Below are 17,860 nucleotides of genomic sequence, written 5' to 3'. Positions count from 1 at the left end.
TCGAAAAAGCAAATATAAAACGCAAGGCGTTATCCCCAGCCCAACAACTTATACTTATCTTACGCTGTTTTTATGGGAAGGAGGCGCCATGCCGCTCACATTCAAACCGTCGGAAAGACTCTCCATCGGCACCGAAATAGAGCTGCAGCTGGTCGATGACGAGCACTACGATCTTACGGATCGGGCTGACCGGGTGGTCAGCGCGGTCGGCGACCGCCGACGCGTCAAACATGAGCTCACCAAGTCGATGGTGGAACTGAACAGCTCGGTGCACCGCGATCTCGATGCGCTGCACGCCGAGCTGCGCGCCCTGACCGATACCGTCCGGCGCAGCGCACGACGCCTGGGCTGTGACGTCTGCGGCGGCGGCCGCCACCTGAGCAACGACTGGCGCAAGCAGGTCATCAGCGACAACGCGCGCTACAGGCAGCTGGCCAGCCGCTTTGGCTATCTCTCCAAACTGGCCTGCGTATTCGGCCAACACATCCACCTCGGCGTCAACGACGGAGACGAGGCGATGTACCTGTGCCATGCGCTGACGCCCTATTTTCCGCAGCTGATCGCGCTCAGCGCTTCGTCACCGCTGTACCAGGGCGTCGATACGCGCTTTGCCAGCTCCCGTTTCAGCGCACAGAATTCTTTCCCCAATTACGGCTGCCTGGAACACATCTACAGCTGGCGCGAATTCAACGCCTACTATGACCGGCTGCATGCCGCCGGCGTCATCGACAGCGTCAAGGATATTTACTGGGATGCGCGGCCGAAACCGGAGCTGGGCACGGTAGAGATCCGCATCTGCGATACGCCGCTGCGCCTCGCGCACGCCACGCTGCTGGTCGGCTACTGCCGTCTGCTGGCCGATTTTCTGTTGCAACACCGCACGCCGATCGCGCCGGAGTACGATGCCTTCACCAACTACAACAAGATCAACGCCTATCGCAGCGGTTTCGCCGCCGAATACGTCGATCCCGCCACGCTGCGCCGCTGCAGCCTGACCGCACATATCCTGCACACCCTCGACACGCTGAGCGGCTTCGCCGAGCGGCAGGAGGATCGGGCCGTGCTGCAGGCGGTCGAGCGCCATGTGCGCCGGGGCATCAGCGATGCGGAGCATATCCGCCAGATGTTGCACAACGGCCTGCCGCAAACCCAGGTCATCAAACGCCTGTGCGATGAGCTGTTGCAACCGGCAAGTTAAGTTTCGGCTATCGATTCCATACGCCAAAGCGGCTGTTCATTATGTGCTCTTTCGCTACAATCGTGAGCACTGACATTCACCGTATCGAGGACACTATGTACAATTTCTCCCGCTATCAGGCAAAAGAACTGGCGCTGGCTTACATGAGCGGCAAAAAGCACGATCTGTCGCCGCAGGAGTTTTTGCAGCAGCTGAAAAGCAGCGAAAGATCGTTTGAGCACCTGCTGAAACACGGCAGTGAAATGCCGCGTGACGTGCTGGTCAAAAGCTTCTGAACGGCCGGTCGCCGGCCTCTTTCCGTCTACGCCGCCGGTGGCGGGCCTGACAGGTCCGCGCATTCCCGGCCGTCTCTCTCCCTTTCTCTTCGCCCCCGACGTTTCGCCTCCACCGACCAACACCCGGAAAATTCGCCTTTAGAGACGAATTATTGACATATTCGTATTCAGGTGCGAATTTATAGTCATCCCCCATCCACAACGGATCACGCCATGCCGACGCCAATCAGCGTAATCAGCGGCGATCTGGTCGATTCTCGCCGGTCAGACACCGTCAACTACCTCAACGGGCTGCACAGCCTGCTCGATCGGCTGCAGCGCGACGGGCGGCTGCGCCAGGTGGAAATCTTTCGCGGCGATGCCTTCCAGGCGCAGGCCGCGCCGGAGGACGGGCTGTTGCTGGCAGTGTATATTCGCACTGCGCTGCGGGCGATGGGCACCGCTCACTGGGATGCGCGCATCGCCGTCGGGCTGGGTAGCCAACGGCCCGACGCCGCCGGTTACGGTAGCGCCTTTATCAACTCCGGCAGCGCGCTGGACGCCATGACGAAAAATTGCCGCCTGGCTCTGAAAACCGACAACGATCGGACAAACGCCATTGTCAGCGATCTGCTGCCGATGTTAGATCATGTCATTGGCCGCTTGTCGCAGACCGAAGCGCGCATCGTCCAGGCGAGAATGTTCGCCGACAGCGGCGCGGCCGTAGCCGAGCAGCTGCAAAAAGCCGCTTCCACGGTCTCCGCCACGCTCAAACGCGCGGCCTATGAGGAGATCATGCGGTTTATTCACGCCATTAACAGGATCGTCTGACTATGGATCTGACCTATGCGCCTTTACTGGCCTGGCTGTTGATCGTCCATCTGCTGGCGGATTTTCCGCTGCAGCCGCTGAGTTGGGTGGAAGATAAAATCCAACATCGCGCGCGTTCGCGTTTTCTGCTGTTGCACGCGTTGCTGCACGGGGTGCTGGCCGCCTGGGTGGTGGCCGGGTTCGGCCTGCTGCACGGCGGGCTTTCTTCATTTCAGGTGCTGGTCAGCCTGCTGGTCATCGCCGTCAGCCACTACCTGATCGATTTGCTGAAAGTCACCGTCATGACCCGCCTGAGCCCGGCCCGCAGTTTCCTGCTCGATCAGGGGTTGCATCTGGCGGTAATCGCCTTGCTGTGGCTGGGGCTGACGCCGAATTCCGGTGAACTGCTCGCGGCGTTGGGACGGCAACTGGGGAGTTGGCAAACCGGCCTGGTGCTGGTGGCCTACAGCCTGATTTATCTGCCGATGAGCCTGCTGATTGGGCAACTGCTGGCGCGCTGGACGCCGCAAATGCCGCCTTCGGCCAAGGCCGACAACGATTCGCTGCTGCGCGCGGGCAAACAGATTGGCTATCTGGAAAGAACGCTGATCCTGACCTTTGTGCTGCTGGGGCAAATTCCGGCGATCGGTTTTTTGCTGGCGGCCAAATCTATCTTCCGTTTCGGCGATCTACGCCAAAGTGACGATAAGATGCGTACCGAGTATGTGCTGCTCGGCACGCTGTTTTCCTTCACGCTGACCATCATGCTCGGCCTGCTGGTCAACAAACTGCTGTAGCGGTGCGGGGGCGAAGAATTTCGCCCCCGAAGTGAACGCCGAGGCGGCTTAGAGCCACTCGCCGAAGCGGCGGATATAGAAACGCTTCATCAACTGTGCGACCACGCAGTAGCTGACCAGCGTAGCGGCCAACCACGGGAAGTATTCCCACGGCAGCGGCTGCAAGCCAACCAGGGCGCCGAGCGGCGAGAACGGAATGTAGATGCCGAGCGCCATCACCAACCCGGTGGTCAGCAAGACCGGCAACGCCGCCGTGCTCTGAATGAACGGGATCTTCTGGGTGCGCAACATATGCACCACCAGCGTTTGCGACAGCAGCCCCTCAATGAACCAGCCGGACTGGAACAGCGCCTGGTGTTCCACGCTGTTGGCGGCGAACACGTACCACATCAGCGCATACGTCGTGATATCGAAGATTGACGAGGTCGGCCCAATCCACAGCATAAAGCGCCCGATGTTTTTGGAGTCCCACTTGCGCGGTTTGCGCAGAAACTCTTTGTCCATCTTGTCCCACGGCAGCGACAGCTGAGAAATGTCGTACATCAGGTTCTGAATCAACAGGTGGATCGCCAGCATCGGCAGGAACGGGATGAAGGCGCTGGCCACCAGCACCGAGAACACGTTGCCGAAGTTGGAGCTGGCGGTCATGTTCAGGTACTTGATGATATTGCCGAAGGTCTCGCGCCCTTTGATTACCCCCTCTTCCAGCACCATCAGGTTCTTTTCCAACAGGATGATGTCCGCCGACTCCTTGGCGATATCGGTACCGGTGTCGACCGAGATGCCGACGTCGGCGTCGCGCAGCGCCGGCGCATCGTTGATGCCGTCGCCGAGGAAGCCGACGGTATGGCCGTTGGCCTGCAGCATTTTCAGCACCCGCGATTTTTGCAGCGGCGTCAGCTTGGTGAAGACCGTGCGCTGTTCCACTTCGCGCGCCAGTTCTTCGTCATCCATCTGTTCAATCCGCAGCCCGGAGAGCGGCTCGCCCGGCTCCAGCCCGACGTCGCGGCAAATCTTGCAGGTGATCACCGGGTTGTCGCCGGTCAGCACCTTCACCGTCACGCCATTTTCCTGCAGCGCGGCGATCGCCTGCTGAGCGCTCTCCTTCGGCGGATCGAGGAAGGTCAGCAGCCCTTGCACCACCATATCGCGTTCGTCGGCCACGCTCAGCGGTTCGGCCGGGCGCTGCGCATCCAGCTCGCGCGTCGCCAGCACCAGCACGCGGAAACCGTCTTCGTTATATTCTCGGGCCAGCGCCTGCAACGCTGCACGGCGCGCGTCGTCCAGCACCAGCGTCTGATCGCCTTCGCGCACGTGGGTGGCGATCTCCAGCATCTCCTCCACCGCGCCCTTACAAATCAGCTGCTGGCGGCCATTCTCATCCGCCACCACGATCGACAAACGGCGGCGCACGAAATCGAACGGCAGCTCGTCCACCTTGCTGAAACGCCCCAGGGCTTCAATCCCCGGTTTGCCGCGGCCAAAGCGGATCACCGCCTGATCCATCAGGTTCTTCATGCCGCTCTGATGGAAGCTGTTCAACCAGGCCAGGTGCAGCACCTCGTTATCTCTGGCGCCGTTGACGTCGATGTGGTGCTCGAGAATGATGCGGTCCTGGGTCAGCGTGCCGGTCTTGTCGGTGCAAAGCACGTCCATGGCGCCAAAGTTCTGAATGGCGTTCAGACGCTTCACCACCACCTTGCGACGCGACATGGCGATCGCCCCTTTCGCCAGGTTGGAGCTGACGATCATCGGCAGCATTTCCGGCGTCAGGCCGACCGCCACCGCCAGCGCGAACAGCGCCGCTTCGCTCCAGTCGCCTTTGGTGAAGCCGTTGATCAGCAACACCACCGGCACCATCACCAGCATGAAGCGAATCAACAGCCAGCTGACGCTGTTCACCCCGCGATCGAACGCAGTCTGCGCCCGCGAGCCGACGATCGACTTGGCCAGCGAGCCGAAGTAGGTGCGGCCGCCGGTCGCCACCACCACCGCCGTGGCGGTGCCGCTGGCGACGTTGGTGCCCATCAGGCAGATGTTGGAGAGCTCAAGCAGCGCGTTCTCGCTGGATACCTCCCCGTCGCTCGACTTCTGCGCCACGTTGCCCATGGCATCGTATTTCTCGATAGGGATCGCTTCGCCGGTCAAAATCGCCTGGCTGATGAACAGATCGCGCGAGGCGATAAGACGCACGTCGGCCGGCACCATGTCACCGGCGGAGAGCTGGATGATATCTCCCGGCACCAGTTCGCGGATCGGCACTTCCAGCGTCAGCGGATGCGCACTGTAGCTGCTGCGGCGCAGCACCGTGGCGGTGGTGCGCACCATCGATTTCAGCGCTTCCGCCGCTTTGTTGGTGCGGTATTCCTGCCAGAAACGCAGCAGCCCGCTCAGCGTGACCATGGTCAGGATGATAATGACGCCGGTGAGTTCAGTTTCTTCACCGCTCTGGAGCGGCAGCCAATAATCGGTAAAGAAACTGATCGCAGCCAGCACCATCAGCACGAAGATAAACGGGTTGTTGAAGGCCTTGATCAGCTGGATCAAGGCATGCGGCGCCTTGTCATGGGCGACCTGGTTGGCGCCGAACTGCTCCAGCCGCTCATCGGCGTCGTCCTGGGTCAAGCCGTTGCGGTTGCACTTCAGGTTCGCCAGCGTTTGAGCGATGCTGTTGGTGGCCTCTTGCGCAATGGCGTAGGTCACCGCGTCTTTATCACGGCGACGCGTTCTTTCATTAATCTGAGTCATAACGCTATTCTCTTATTTTAGTTCTGCGCACAGCGAAGCCCCGCCCGATAAACAGGTGACTATGCGCAGCTTGGAATTTTTTATTAGCGTGACTAAATGGCGGAATTACCCTGTCGCCACGCTGGAATCATTTTCCTTCCGGGGTCATCGTCCATAACACCTCCTTAATGTTCAGCGTTATTCAAGGCGTGCATGAATAAACCTGAACATATAATCAAGTTAATCAATATTTATATCATTAATCAGACCGGTAATTCGGACGCGACGCGCCAGCGAACGGCGCTCACGCTTTTTTCCAGACTGACGCGGCAGACAATGCCTTCGATTTCTTTTTGCGCGGCCGGCGTAGCGGTAATTTCCGCGCACACTTCCAATTGCCCCGGGCTCGAAATATCGGCGCTGCGCAAGGATTGCAGCCGCAAGGCGACGCCGTTCAGCGCCTGCAGGATCAGGGTGCGCACCAGAATTTCGTCCTGCTCGCCGCAGGTCACCTGAATGCGATAGCACAGTTCCAGATCGGTCGCCTGCTGATGCGGCTGCAGATTGATGCGCTGCGCGGCTTCGCGCAGCAGGATATTGGCGCACAGGATCACCAGCGTAGCGACCACCGCATCCCAATGCTGGCCCAGGCCGCACAGTACGCCGATCCCCGCCGAACACCACAGCGTGGCGGCGGTATTGAGGCCGCGAATATTAAGCCCTTCACGCATGATCACGCCGGCGCCGAGGAAGCCGATACCGGATACGATCTGCGCCGCCACGCGGCCGGCGCTGGCCGGATCGGTGGACATGGAGCTGAGAATAAAGACCGCCGCGCCGGTCGCCACCAGCGCATTGGTGCGCAGGCCGGCCATGCGTTGGCGCCACTGGCGTTCGGCGCCAATGACCGCGCCCAGGCACATCGCCAGCAATAAATTCAAAACGAAAGGAGTCATAGCCATGACTGTCCCCTTAATTAACCGCAGGAGATAAAATCATGTGCTGTTTAGCACACGCGAAATCGCGCTGAAAATAAATCAGCGAATCAGCGTGCTGTGCCTGGAGGGAAAAGGCTTTGGCTGCAGAATACCATAATAACGTCCAACTCAATTCACCTGAAACCGTCAGGCATCAGGAAACGTTTCTTATTCGGGTATGCACAGCTCAGAAATAACTGGAGAGGGGTGCTGCCCGCCGATAACGGCAAGCAACAAATCAGAAGAGAATTGGTCAGCTTGCCTTATTTGTTTTATTACAACTACAACTGTCCAATTGGGTTTCTCCACTGAAATTTTGGCTGAGTATAGTGACGTCGGGTAATGAAGTAAAGGCTAATTTATTAAACGAAAAATAAACTGGAATACGGCGTTTATATTTCGATGTCACAAATAGAAGATGGCGACATTGGGCGACAGTGCGCTTATCGGTAAACTGCCCTCTTTCATCTTCCAAGGACGCCCCTGATGAAACAACGGTTTTCCCCGCTCGCGCTGGCGCTGCTCATCAGTTTTCCCGCCGATGCCTTACTGCTGCAGCAAGGCGACGTGCAATTTGAACTCGACCCTGCCACGCTGCATATCGCCGCAGGCCCGGTGCCGATCAATCTGGCGCAGCCTGCGCAGCAGGTAACGGATCTTACCGCAACGCCACGACGCGCCAGCTGGCGATGGCCGCAACGCGCAATCAACGTCAGCGCCCGTCTGGAAGGCGGCGATCTGCGCCTGAGCTTCAGCAGCGATCGGCCGCAAACCCTGAACTGGTATCGTATGCCGCAGGGGGAAACGCTGCTGTTGCCGATCGGCGAAGGCAGCCGCATCCCGCTGGACAACGCGGTCTGGCGTCATTACCTGACGACGGAAATGACGCCGCTGGATACCAACTGGGATCTGAAACTGCCGCTGTGGAGCCTGCAACACCAGGGTAACGTCTACAGCTGGCTGATGTTGACGCCGTTCAGTAACCAGATAGCCTTCGCCACCGCGCAGGAAAAGCTGGCGATGCGCGCCAGCCACCAATTCAATCGCTTCAATCAACAACAGGCATTCGAGGTGCTGCTGCACGTCGGCAACGCCCCGCTGTCCGGCGCCCGCCGTTACCGCGACTATCTGCAACAAAACGGCCGGTTCAGCAGCCTGCGCGAGAAGATCAAGCAGGCGCCCGAAGGCGAAAAGCTGATCGGCGCTACCCATATCTATCTGTGGGGCGACCAATTGCTGGCGGCGGAAGATGTCAAGGATTGGCCGGGATTACTGCACTACTTCGCCTCTCCCGCCGCCGAAGCGCTGCGGCAGAAGATGGACGCCGAGAGCAGAAGCTTGCTGCTGCGGCTGGCGGGAAAAACGCCGGAGGGCTGGCAACAACAGCCCCTGATCGACGGCATCAACCGGGCGTTGACGGCGCAGTTCGCGCTTGGCGCGACGCCGGATGACGCCGACTTTCTGCAGGCGCAACAGCGCCAGGCCGCCGCAGTGCGGGCGCTGGCGCAACGGGAGCTGGGACGCTGGTTAACCCCAGCGGACGGTTGGGGGCAAGGGTTGGCCAAACCGTTGATCGACGCGCTGCGCCAGGCCGGTTTGCCGCGCCTGTGGTTGGGCACCGATAACTGGACCGCCGCCTTCCTGCACCCGCAAGCGGTAGCCGCCGCCAAAGCGGCCGGTTATCTGATCGCCAGCTACGACTCCTACGATACCGCCATCGCGCGCGGCGTCAACGACAGCTGGCTCACCGCGCAGTTGCCGACGACGCTGCGGGAATCCTGCGCCATCGTGCGTGCAGACGGCAGCAGGAAACCCGGCTTCGGTAAACAGGGTTATTACCTCAATCCAGGCTGTGTCCTGCCCTATTCTCAACAGCGCATGCGCGAACTGGTGCAATTGGCCGGGTTGAACAGCCTGTTTCTCGATGTGGACGGCACCGGCATGGTGTCCGACGACTATCAGCCCGACCACCCAACCGGCGCGGCGCAGATGGCCGAAGCCCGCAACGCCCGGCTCGCCTGGTTCAGCGCCACCCTTAAGTTGCCGCTGGGCTCAGAGGATGGCAACGCAGTGACCGCGCGCAGCCTGATGTTCGCCCACGGCATGGAAACCTGGGGATTCGGCTGGGGAGATAAACAGATGAATCAGGATAAATCCTCGCCCTATTATCTCGGCGCTTGGTGGCCCAACGCCCAACCGGCGTTTTTCTTCCGCCCCGCCAAAGTGAAACAGCCCTACCGTACCGTCGAATTCGATCCGCGTTACCGCCTGCCGCTGTATCAGGCCGTTTTCCACGATGCTATCGTCAGCAGCCACCACTGGAATTACGACAATCTGAAGTTCAGCGACGTTCAGACCACCCGCAGCCTGCTCAGCCAGCTGTACAACACCGCGCCGATGTTCCACCTGAGCCGCACCACTCTGGCGGCGCGCTTACCGGCGATAAAACGCGCCGATGCCGCCTTCCGGCCGCTGCATCAAGCCTTGTGGGATAAAGCGTTAACCGACTTCCGCTGGCTCGATCGGGACGGCTGGGTGCAACAGACGACGTTCAGCGACGGATCGACCCTGACCGCCAATTTCAGCGCGCAACCTTTCGGCGGCGTGGCGCCCCACAGCGTACGCGCCAAACTGGCCGACGGCCGCACTCTCGACGTCGCACCTTAGCAAGGCCGCCGACAGTGGGCTACGCTAGGCTATATTTCCGTTTTACCCACAAGGAGCGGCCGATGACTCCCCTGATCCACACTCTGCTCGACGAGATTTGGCAAAGCCTCGGGCAATGCCCTGCCCCCGCCGATCGCCTCACCGTAAGCGGCACCGGCGCATTGCCTTCGGCTTTTCCCGTGACCGAATTGGCCACCGCCGCCTGGAGCGCCGCAGGTTTAGCCTGCGCCGAGCTGCTGCGGCGCGAGGGCGCCGCCGCGCAGCAGGTTTGGGTCGATCAACGCCTGGCCTCGCTTTGGTTCGGCTGGACGCTACGCCCGCTGGGTTGGACGCTGCCCGCCGCCTGGGACGCGCTGGCCGGCGACTACGCCACGGCGGACGGCTGGATACGCCTGCATACCAATGCGCCACACCATCGGCGAGCGGTGGAACAGGTGCTGGGCCCGGCATCGAAGAAAGGCGCGCTGGCGGAACGTGTGCTGGCCTGGAAAAAAAGCGAGCTGGAGGAAGCGGTGATCGCGGCCGGCGGCTGCGCAGCCCAAATGCGTTCGGCGGCCGCGTGGCGACAACATATTCAGGGTAAAAGCGTGGCGCTCGAACCGCTGATCCACACCGCATTGCAGCCGGAAGCGCCATCGCCCGGCTGGACGCTACCCGTCGCCCGGCCGCTGCACGGCGTGCGGGTACTGGACCTGACGCGCATTCTTGCCGGGCCGATCGCCACGCGTTTTCTCGCCGGCTTGGGCGCCGACGTGCTGCGTATCGACCCTTACGGGTGGGATGAGCCCGGGGTCGAACACGAAGTGATGTTGGGCAAGCGCAGCGCGCGCCTCAATCTGACCAATGCGCGCGATCGCCATACGTTTGAGCACCTGCTGAGAAACGCCGACGTGATCGTGCACGGCTACCGCGCCGGCGCGCTGGAGAAACTGGGCTATGGCGCGGAGGAAAGGCACGCGCTGGCGCCGGGCCTGATCGACGTCTGCCTGAATGCCTACGGCTGGAGCGGGCCGTGGCGCACCCGGCGCGGTTTCGACAGTCTGGTGCAGATGAGCTGCGGGCTGGCGGAGGCGGGCATGGTTTGGCGCAGCGCCAGTTTGCCTGTGCCGCTGCCGGTACAGGCGCTGGATCACGCCACCGGCTATTTGATGGCGGCGGCGGTGCTGACCGGTATGACGCAGCGCCTGTACCGCGGCACCGGCTATCGCGCGCGCTTGTCGCTGGCGCGGACGGCGCAGCTGCTGCTGGCGCATCCCTACCCGACGCATTATCGGCCGGAACCGCTGACACCGGCCGGAAGCGCCGACGAGAACCCTGAAACGGAACTGACTCACTGGGGGGCCGCGCAACGCCTGCGCGCGCCGTTGAGTCTGCAGGGCACGGCGCTGCAATGGGCGCTGCCGGCGACCCCGCTCGGCACCTCGCAACCGGAATGGCTACGCCGCTAAATCGCCGCCAACTGCTGCTGAAGCCACTGCAGCAAGCGGGTGACCGCCGGCGTCAACCCGGCGGTCTGCGGCCATGCCAGATAAACGTCGTCATCGCTCAGGCGACAGGGCGCGGCCAAGGCCACCAGCCTCCCCGCGTCGAGAGCATCCTGCACCAGCAGCTTTTTCGCCAACGCGATGCCAAACCCTTGCTCCGCCGCGCGAATCAATAATCCGGCATCGTTGAACAACGCCTGTTGCCGCCCGCATAACGGGCGCCCCTGCGCGTTGAACCAGTCGCGCCAGGGACTGACGTCGTGCTCGAGCAACGGAATATCGCCACCGTTCTCGAAAGCCGCCCCCCATTCTCGCGCCATATCCGGCGAAGCGACAGGCAACACGTCCCCCGAGGCGATGCGCTGCGCCTGCAGCCCCGCCCATTGACCGCTGCCGATGCGGATCGCCGCATCGAACCCCCGCTGCGACAGATCCTGCAGCGCCAGCGACGCATCGATATCCAGCGCAATATCGGCACAGGCCTCATGAAAAGCCGACAGACGCGGCAGCAGCCAGTAATGGGCAAAAGACGGCAACACGCTGATGCGGAGCGTCTGGCTTGCCGCCGCTCGCCGGGCGCGGGCGACGCCCTGCTGCAGCGCCTGCAGCGCCGGCTCTACCGCCGCCAGCAACTCTCGCCCGGCGGCATTCAGGCGCACACCGCGCCCGCGCCGTTCAAACAGCGGAGAGCCGACCGCCTGCTCCAACAGCTGAATTTGCTGGCTGACCGCGCCGTGCGTCAAATGCACCTGTTGCGCCGCAGCGCGCAAATTTTCCAACCTGGCGGCGATCGCAAAGGTCGGCAAGACATGCAAGGGAATGCGTTCACTCATCATTGGTTAACCAGGCTATCCAAAAAGGTTATTTTTCATCGATTTTGACCGGCAGGCAAATGTTCTATGTTTACCCCATCATCCCTGACGCTTTCGGAGCCGCCATGCACCCACGTTTACAACAGGACCTCGCACAGTTTCCGCAGATCCTCGATCACACCCGCCAACTGGCGGAAGATTTCCTGGCTGGGCTGCAGCAACGCTCGGTCTGCCCACCGCTCGAGCATCAGCAGCTGCAACCGGGCGACGATCGGCTCGACGAAAACGGCGAAGGCGCCCTGGCGGCGCTGGAGCGCTTTTGGCAACGTTATCAGGCCGGCATTTCCGCCAGCGCCGGCCCGCGTTATTTCGGCTTCGTCACCGGCGGCGGCACCCCGGCGGCGGTCGCAGCGGACTGGCTGGTTAGCGTGACAGACCAAAATAGCCTGCTCAGCCATGATACCATCGCAGCCACGATCGAGCTGGCGGCCGTGACGCAATTGAAATCCCTGCTGGGCCTGCCGGAAACGTTCAGCGGCAGCCTGGTCAGCGGCGCGACCATGGCCAATTTCACCGGGCTGGCCATTGGTCGGCAGTGGCTGGGGCAACAGCGCGGCGTGGATATCGCCCAACAAGGCCTGGCGGCGTTGGGCCCGATCCGGGTTCTTGGAGCCAATCCGCATTCCAGCAGCGTGAAGGCGCTCAGCATGCTCGGTATCGGCCGCGAGGCATTGACGATCGTCGCCAGCCTGCCGGAGTCTGAAGCCATGGATATGGCGGCGCTGGAGCGGCAGCTGGCCGCTAGCGCAGGCCAGCCAACGTTGGTACTGGCCAGTGCCGGCACGGTCAATACCGTCGCTTTCGACGATCTGCCGCAACTGCTGGCGCTGCGAGAGCGTTATCCATTTTGGCTGCATGTCGATGCGGCATTCGGCGGCGTGGCGGCCTGCTCGCCGCTCTACGCCCCAAGGCTCGAGGGCTGGCAGCATGCCGATTCCATCACCGTCGATGCGCACAAATGGCTGAACGTGCCTTATGACAGCGCGATCCAATTTACCCGCCATCTGGATCTGCAGATGCAGGTATTTCAGAACCATTCGGCCTACCTGGAAGCACCGACGCTGCGGCCAGACAACTATCTGCATCTGACGCCGGAAAATTCGCGCCGCTTCCGCGCCCTGCCGCTTTGGCTGACGCTGAAAGCCTATGGCCGCAGCGGCATACGAGATATCGTCGAGCGCAATGTCGAACTGGCGCAGGCGCTGGGAGCGGCGTTAGCGGCCGAGGACGGTTTCCATCTGTTGGCGCCCGTGAATATGAACGTGGTGTGCTTTGCCCTCAGTCATCCACAGGGCGACAGCGAAGCGGCGCGCGATCGCTTTCTCGAACGCCTTAGCCGGCATGGGGTGGCGCGTTGCACCCCTACGCGTTATAACGGCCAGCCGGGGATCCGCGCCGCGCTGGTCAACTGGATGACGGAGGAACAGGACATTCGCCTGACGCTGGACTCGCTGCGCCATTGCCTGGCGGAGACGGCCTAAACGCCTGGCGCGTCACCCGGGCTGGAAGGCCTGCAAACGCCGTTCTTGCCGCCCGTCGTCGCCGATGTTATCCGGCGACAGCCAGGCGGCAAACGCCGAGCGCAGCGCCGGCCATTCTCCATCGATGATCGACAGCCAGTCGGTGTCGCGCGTGCGTCCTTTGACGACGACCGCCTGACGGAACGTGCCCTCATAGCGAAAGCCAAAACGCTCGGCGGCCTGACGCGAAGGCAGATTGAGGCTATCGCATTTCCATTCGCAGCGCCGGTAACCCAGATCGTCAAACAAATGGCGCAGCATCAGGAAAATGGCCTCGCTGCCGAGCGCACTGCGCTTCATCAGCGGGGACCAGTTGATGGTGCCCAGTTCAGCCGCACCGTTGGCGGGATCGATGCGCAAAAAAGCGCAGGTTCCTACCGCGCGCCCGTTCGCCTGATCGATCACCACCATCGTGCGCCTGTCGGCGCTGGACGCCAGGGCCTGCAGGTAATGCTGAAAATCCTCGCGCGTCTGCGGCCGCGCCCAAAACAGATAGGTCCAGTCGCGGTCGTCCTCGGCGGTTTGATAAGCCTGATAAAGCTCGTCGCCCCAGCGTTCGAGGTTCAGCGGTTCCAGGCGGCAAAACCGCCCTGACAGTAACGCTTGCCCGGGCATGCCTGCCGGCTGCCAATGAGGGAGGGCATCGCCTATCGGCTGCCCATATTGATTTTGTCTCACCGCGACATCCTGTTTTTGAAAGGTGCAAGAGCAAATTAAAACCGGCACGGGTCAGAAACAACTCCGACCTGCCGCCGCCCCTGCCGACCGGCTGGCAAGACGATAGTTTAGAAAAATCACTCAATCACCGATAAACATTCACACAAATGATTTCATATGAAATAAATATCCACATAACCTATTGTAAAATGGTGATTTATGGCAACAATTAAGCTACACATTCCAGCAATAATGTTAACTTTTGTTTGTTGTTATGATAAAAACAGAAGCGCTTATCATTAGCGAAAGGTGCCAAGACAATCATAACGCAATGATTTTTATGATTAAAAATAGAAGAACCTAGAAGCGAGTGCTTTTTGAGCACTTAAAAAGCACGCTAAAAGACTTCAAAAAAAAGACACATGAATTTTTTTTAAGACTTTTCCTAGCAAACTAAAATTTTGTTTCGTGACATGATGAACAGATTATCAGCAGACAATGCCGGCAGGCGCGGGCGCCAAGCGCGAATCAGGCCCATCATGCCGACGCCGGGCGAGTAGCAGATCGCTCTGACTTAAGCCAAACTTATAGATTCATGCGATTAATAAGTTTAGTATGAAAATATCATTGAGTGCCGTCGTGTTTATTGATAGAACACTCGCTACACTGAATTATTGTTCCATTTTGCCTTTCGGCTTTTTAGGCTTTTTCTCATATTACCGCAGTAAAACGGATTTAAGTGGGGGTGCGATATGCCAACGATTATCATGGATTCATGTAGCTATACCAGATTGGGGTTAACCGACTATCTGACTTCGCATGGCGTGAAGAAGCGCCATATTAATGCCATCGAGGACATTGACAGCCTGCATGAAAAATGCAGTAAGTTGAATCCTAGCCTGGTGTTTATTAACGAGGACTGCTTCATCCATGAAGCAAACGCCACGGAGCGAATAAAACGGGTGATTTCACTGCACCCGGATACGTTATTCTTCATCTTCATGGCTATTACCAATGTACATTTCGACGATTATTTATATGTTCGCAAGAACGTCATCATATCGTCAAAATCCATCAAACCAGAGACTATGAATCAGCTACTTAGTCATTATCTCGAGAAAAAATCCCTACGGATGGAGAAATCCTCTCTGGATCAAACGCCGGTGACACTGAGCCAAACTGAATCGAACATGTTACGCATGTGGATGTCCGGGCAAGGCACCATCCAGATATCAGACCAGATGCAAATAAAGGCCAAAACGGTCTCTTCCCACAAGGGAAACATCAAGCGGAAAATAAAAACGCACAACAAGCAGATCATTTACCACGTTGTCCGTTTGACCGACACATTGACTAGTGGAATATTCGTCAATAGCCGCTGAACCGTAGAGAACGCCCCCACTTTGTTTACCCATCGTTAAATATCCGGTGATAACGTAATCCGGTTCTCAAACGCTGGGATAACCAAAAGAATACCTGCTGCGTTATCCCCCGCTAGCGCAACGGGTATTTTTATGTCGTCGATAAAAAAATTCTTACCGCATTGAAATAATCTCAAAATAGACAGTTTCGTTAGCAAATTAATGAGATTATTCGAAGTTACTGCCCGGGCGCGCCGCAAGGCTCCACAAAAGTGCCGTCACGGCTGTCGATTTCATTAAAAAACCACACGCCCGCCGGGTAGTCCTCAAGAGACACCAGATACATGGTACCTTCGTTGAAGACCTCTACGGCCAGAATGACGCCTTCGCGCCGTGGGCCGCCATCTGTTTTTACCGTCACTCGATCGTTAACCTGCATACCCTTCCCCATTCTTTGCGATTGGCATCAGTGTATTACAAAACCCCGGGTGAAGGACACCGCCCCAGCCCTGCCGGTCTCTGCTATCAGCGTAGCAGCCGCCTGGATTTTCACTTTCTTAACGGTTTGACCGCAGAATCTTAAGCCGTCCTCGCGTAACCTGTCTTCAGGCGTTTCCCCCCCAGAGAAGCGCTTGCAAATGAAGAAGTAACAAGGAACTTTTGCCCGCAGACTTGCGGGCTTTTTTTTTTATGCGCCGTCAAATTGCAGGCATAAAAAAACCCGCCTCGGCGGGTTTTATTCAATCAGCGGTAGACGCCAATTAGATAGCGGTAACGTTAGCCGCAGATGGACCTTTCGCACCGTTCTCGATAGAGAACTGTACGTTCTGGCCTTCAGCCAGGGTCTTGAAGCCTTGATCCTGGATAGCAGAGAAGTGTACGAATACGTCTTTGCTGCCGTCTGCTGGGGTGATGAAACCAAAACCTTTAGCTTCGTTGAACCACTTCACTTGACCTTTGATCATGTTGGACATGTCTAATTTCCTTCAATAATAATGTTAGCCGCCATGGGCGAGATAGCCGGTCATCAGTTACTTATGGAGGCACTGGAAAGGAAATTCGTCAGAGAAGGGCTATCCGGGATAACGCTTTAAATTTGAACTACTTTACTCAAAATGTCGTGCATAAATAGGTCTGTACCACAGGCCGACATCATTAACTCACGAGCGAGCGGCAATAGCAACCTTTTTCGCCGTGCAGGGGCGTTAATCTCGGCTAAACGCACAGGATTTGACCCCGTCTGCCTACGGGATCGCCAGCTGAATCCCCATTACGCCGCAGGCAAATGATAGTAATTCTCGTTTTACTGTTTTATAGTTGCCCGGCGTAATCATCCAGGGAGACCCACCATGCCGAGATGGCTCACATTACCGGCCGCCAGCGCCGCCGCCCTGCTGGCCTTTGCCGCTTACAGCGCTCCGCTTGGCGCGCTGGAGCTGAATTATCAAGCCCCCGATCCCAGCGTCGCCCCTGCGCCCAAGCCGCCGACGTCGCCTGGGCCCGCGCCCAAGGCCGAGAAACCGCCGATCACTTGGGCAGAGGCGCGAGATAAAAACGGTTTTCGCGTCGACATCGAGTGCGATCATCCGGGCTGCAGCAAGCCGCGCACCAAACCTTATCCCGCGTATGACGGCCCGGTGAAGAAAACCGATCGCCGCCGCCAATCCGATCCTTATTCCACCAACCAGGATCCCGATTACAACATTCAGTTAGGCTATGAGTGGTAATGACGCTTTCGGAGAATGCCTATACCTCACGCAATCACGGCCGCTTAGAATGGCGTCAGTTCACCACTCCTCCTGGTGTTGAACATGACAAGCTGTGTTGCAAATCTTTATGCGCCTCCCTATAGGCGCTTTTTTTTTGCCCTTCTCGCATCACGCCTTCCCGATTACAGATTGGTCTCATTGCCCTGCAAAGTGATGAATGTCACAAATACGCCTCCTTGCCATTCTTATTCGGAGGTGATGTTCATGGCCACAGGATCTCTTGCCCTCCTGGCCGTCTTGGCCGGCATTGCGGGCTATGCGCTCTATAAACACTTCAAATCTCAGAAGAAAAGCGCATTCGTTCGCCCGCACGATCGGTAACCGACAACGCATTTTCACCGCAAAGGCGCGGCACGCCGCACGCCGCGCCTGCGGTTATCGTCATCCTTTCATCACAAAACTGTCACAATATGGCCATATGATGATTAGCGATTATCCGTTCTGGCTTAACACCAAGGATTTCGCCCATGACCATAATTAAAGCTGCAAACCACCAGGAAGCAGAAAAGCTCATCCGCGCCGGCACAGCCAAGAAAATTGAACTGGCTTACGACATCGGCAGCGACGATTTCTTCCAGCTTGCCAGCCTGTGGTGCGATAAAGGCGCCAAGATCTCCAAGGGAAAAGAACACTTTATCGTTTCATTGAAAGGGTTCCGCATCCCCCCTAACGATTGATACCCAGCCGCCCATCGCGGCGGCGTCTCCTCCTCATTCCTCGCAAAACCGCTCTATTCGACCACGCGCACCTCATTCGATTTCGCTAAG

Annotated in this window: 16 protein-coding genes; 10 read left to right on the top strand and 6 right to left on the bottom strand. The window is 58.8% G+C overall.

Features of this window, described 5'->3' with window-relative positions; genetic code table 11:
• The first annotated feature begins 88 nt into the window (after nt 1–88).
• The 4 genes from ACJ8M3_RS02710 to ACJ8M3_RS02695 all read left to right on the top strand — a co-directional run bounded on the left by ACJ8M3_RS02710 (nt 89) and on the right by ACJ8M3_RS02695 (nt 3,059).
• Entirely contained in the window at nt 89–1,198 is a 1,110-nt protein-coding gene (locus ACJ8M3_RS02710; protein ID WP_069100617.1) for a YbdK family carboxylate-amine ligase, read from the top strand.
• A 95-nt stretch (nt 1,199–1,293) separates the two neighbouring features.
• Nucleotides 1,294–1,473, top strand: coding sequence for a hypothetical protein (locus ACJ8M3_RS02705; RefSeq protein WP_004935085.1), 180 nt, complete (start codon nt 1,294–1,296; stop codon nt 1,471–1,473).
• Nucleotides 1,474–1,686: 213 nt separating this feature from the next.
• Nucleotides 1,687–2,283, top strand: coding sequence for a hypothetical protein (locus ACJ8M3_RS02700; RefSeq protein WP_069100618.1), 597 nt, complete (start codon nt 1,687–1,689; stop codon nt 2,281–2,283).
• 2 nt (nt 2,284–2,285) lie between these two features.
• A complete protein-coding gene (locus tag ACJ8M3_RS02695; protein ID WP_089197183.1) occupies nt 2,286–3,059 on the top strand; it encodes a DUF3307 domain-containing protein in 774 nt (257 codons plus the stop codon).
• Between the two features lie 48 nt (nt 3,060–3,107).
• Here ACJ8M3_RS02695 and mgtA read toward each other — a convergent pair whose 3' ends face one another.
• Nucleotides 3,108–5,807: a magnesium-translocating P-type ATPase gene (mgtA, locus tag ACJ8M3_RS02690; RefSeq protein WP_089197184.1), complete on the bottom strand. Its 2,700-nt coding sequence runs from the start codon at nt 5,805–5,807 to the stop codon at nt 3,108–3,110.
• A gap of 242 nt (nt 5,808–6,049) precedes the next feature.
• Complete coding sequence (locus tag ACJ8M3_RS02685) at nt 6,050–6,748, bottom strand: MgtC family protein (protein WP_025303346.1); 699 nt, start codon at nt 6,746–6,748, stop codon at nt 6,050–6,052.
• A gap of 501 nt (nt 6,749–7,249) precedes the next feature.
• Between ACJ8M3_RS02685 and ACJ8M3_RS02680 the strand changes: the two genes are divergently transcribed.
• Together ACJ8M3_RS02680 and ACJ8M3_RS02675 are read left to right on the top strand one after the other, a co-directional pair.
• Nucleotides 7,250–9,430, top strand: a complete 2,181-nt coding sequence (locus ACJ8M3_RS02680) for a glycoside hydrolase (RefSeq protein WP_089197185.1) — start codon at nt 7,250–7,252, stop codon at nt 9,428–9,430.
• Between the two features lie 62 nt (nt 9,431–9,492).
• Nucleotides 9,493–10,878, top strand: coding sequence for a CoA transferase (locus tag ACJ8M3_RS02675; RefSeq protein ID WP_089197186.1), 1,386 nt, complete (start codon nt 9,493–9,495; stop codon nt 10,876–10,878).
• Here the strand turns inward: ACJ8M3_RS02675 and ACJ8M3_RS02670 are convergent.
• Entirely contained in the window at nt 10,875–11,750 is an 876-nt protein-coding gene (locus ACJ8M3_RS02670) for a LysR substrate-binding domain-containing protein (RefSeq protein WP_033643592.1), read from the bottom strand. The genes ACJ8M3_RS02675 and ACJ8M3_RS02670 overlap by 4 nt on opposite strands.
• Before the next feature lie 101 nt (nt 11,751–11,851).
• Here ACJ8M3_RS02670 and ACJ8M3_RS02665 point away from each other — a divergent pair, with 101 nt between their 5' ends.
• A complete protein-coding gene (locus ACJ8M3_RS02665) occupies nt 11,852–13,267 on the top strand; it encodes a pyridoxal phosphate-dependent decarboxylase family protein (protein WP_046688509.1) in 1,416 nt (471 codons plus the stop codon).
• 12 nt (nt 13,268–13,279) lie between these two features.
• On the opposite strand, the gene ACJ8M3_RS02660 is transcribed toward ACJ8M3_RS02665, so the two are convergent.
• Nucleotides 13,280–13,921, bottom strand: coding sequence for a GNAT family N-acetyltransferase (locus tag ACJ8M3_RS02660; RefSeq protein ID WP_033643593.1), 642 nt, complete (start codon nt 13,919–13,921; stop codon nt 13,280–13,282).
• A 794-nt stretch (nt 13,922–14,715) separates the two neighbouring features.
• On the opposite strand from ACJ8M3_RS02660, the gene rcsA reads away from it, so the two are divergent.
• Nucleotides 14,716–15,345, top strand: a complete 630-nt coding sequence (gene rcsA / locus ACJ8M3_RS02655; protein WP_089197187.1) for a transcriptional regulator RcsA — start codon at nt 14,716–14,718, stop codon at nt 15,343–15,345.
• Nucleotides 15,346–15,562: 217 nt separating this feature from the next.
• Here rcsA and dsrB read toward each other — a convergent pair whose 3' ends face one another.
• Both dsrB and cspE read right to left on the bottom strand, forming a co-directional pair.
• Nucleotides 15,563–15,763 (bottom strand): protein DsrB, encoded by a 201-nt coding sequence (dsrB, locus tag ACJ8M3_RS02650; RefSeq protein ID WP_033643594.1) that lies wholly within the window; start codon nt 15,761–15,763, stop codon nt 15,563–15,565.
• 322 nt (nt 15,764–16,085) lie between these two features.
• Nucleotides 16,086–16,298, bottom strand: coding sequence for a transcription antiterminator/RNA stability regulator CspE (gene cspE / locus ACJ8M3_RS02645; RefSeq protein WP_004935122.1), 213 nt, complete (start codon nt 16,296–16,298; stop codon nt 16,086–16,088).
• A 375-nt stretch (nt 16,299–16,673) separates the two neighbouring features.
• Here cspE and ACJ8M3_RS02640 point away from each other — a divergent pair, with 375 nt between their 5' ends.
• Nucleotides 16,674–17,051 (top strand): hypothetical protein, encoded by a 378-nt coding sequence (locus tag ACJ8M3_RS02640; RefSeq protein ID WP_033643595.1) that lies wholly within the window; start codon nt 16,674–16,676, stop codon nt 17,049–17,051.
• 509 nt (nt 17,052–17,560) lie between these two features.
• Complete coding sequence (locus tag ACJ8M3_RS02635; RefSeq protein WP_004935132.1) at nt 17,561–17,770, top strand: hypothetical protein; 210 nt, start codon at nt 17,561–17,563, stop codon at nt 17,768–17,770.
• The last annotated feature ends 90 nt before the right edge of the window (nt 17,771–17,860 follow it).

The organism is Serratia sp. CY55921, assembly GCF_052167655.1.
In the GTDB taxonomy this organism is placed as follows: domain Bacteria; phylum Pseudomonadota; class Gammaproteobacteria; order Enterobacterales; family Enterobacteriaceae; genus Serratia; species Serratia ureilytica.
This window is presented reverse-complemented; position numbering and strand designations above follow the sequence as displayed.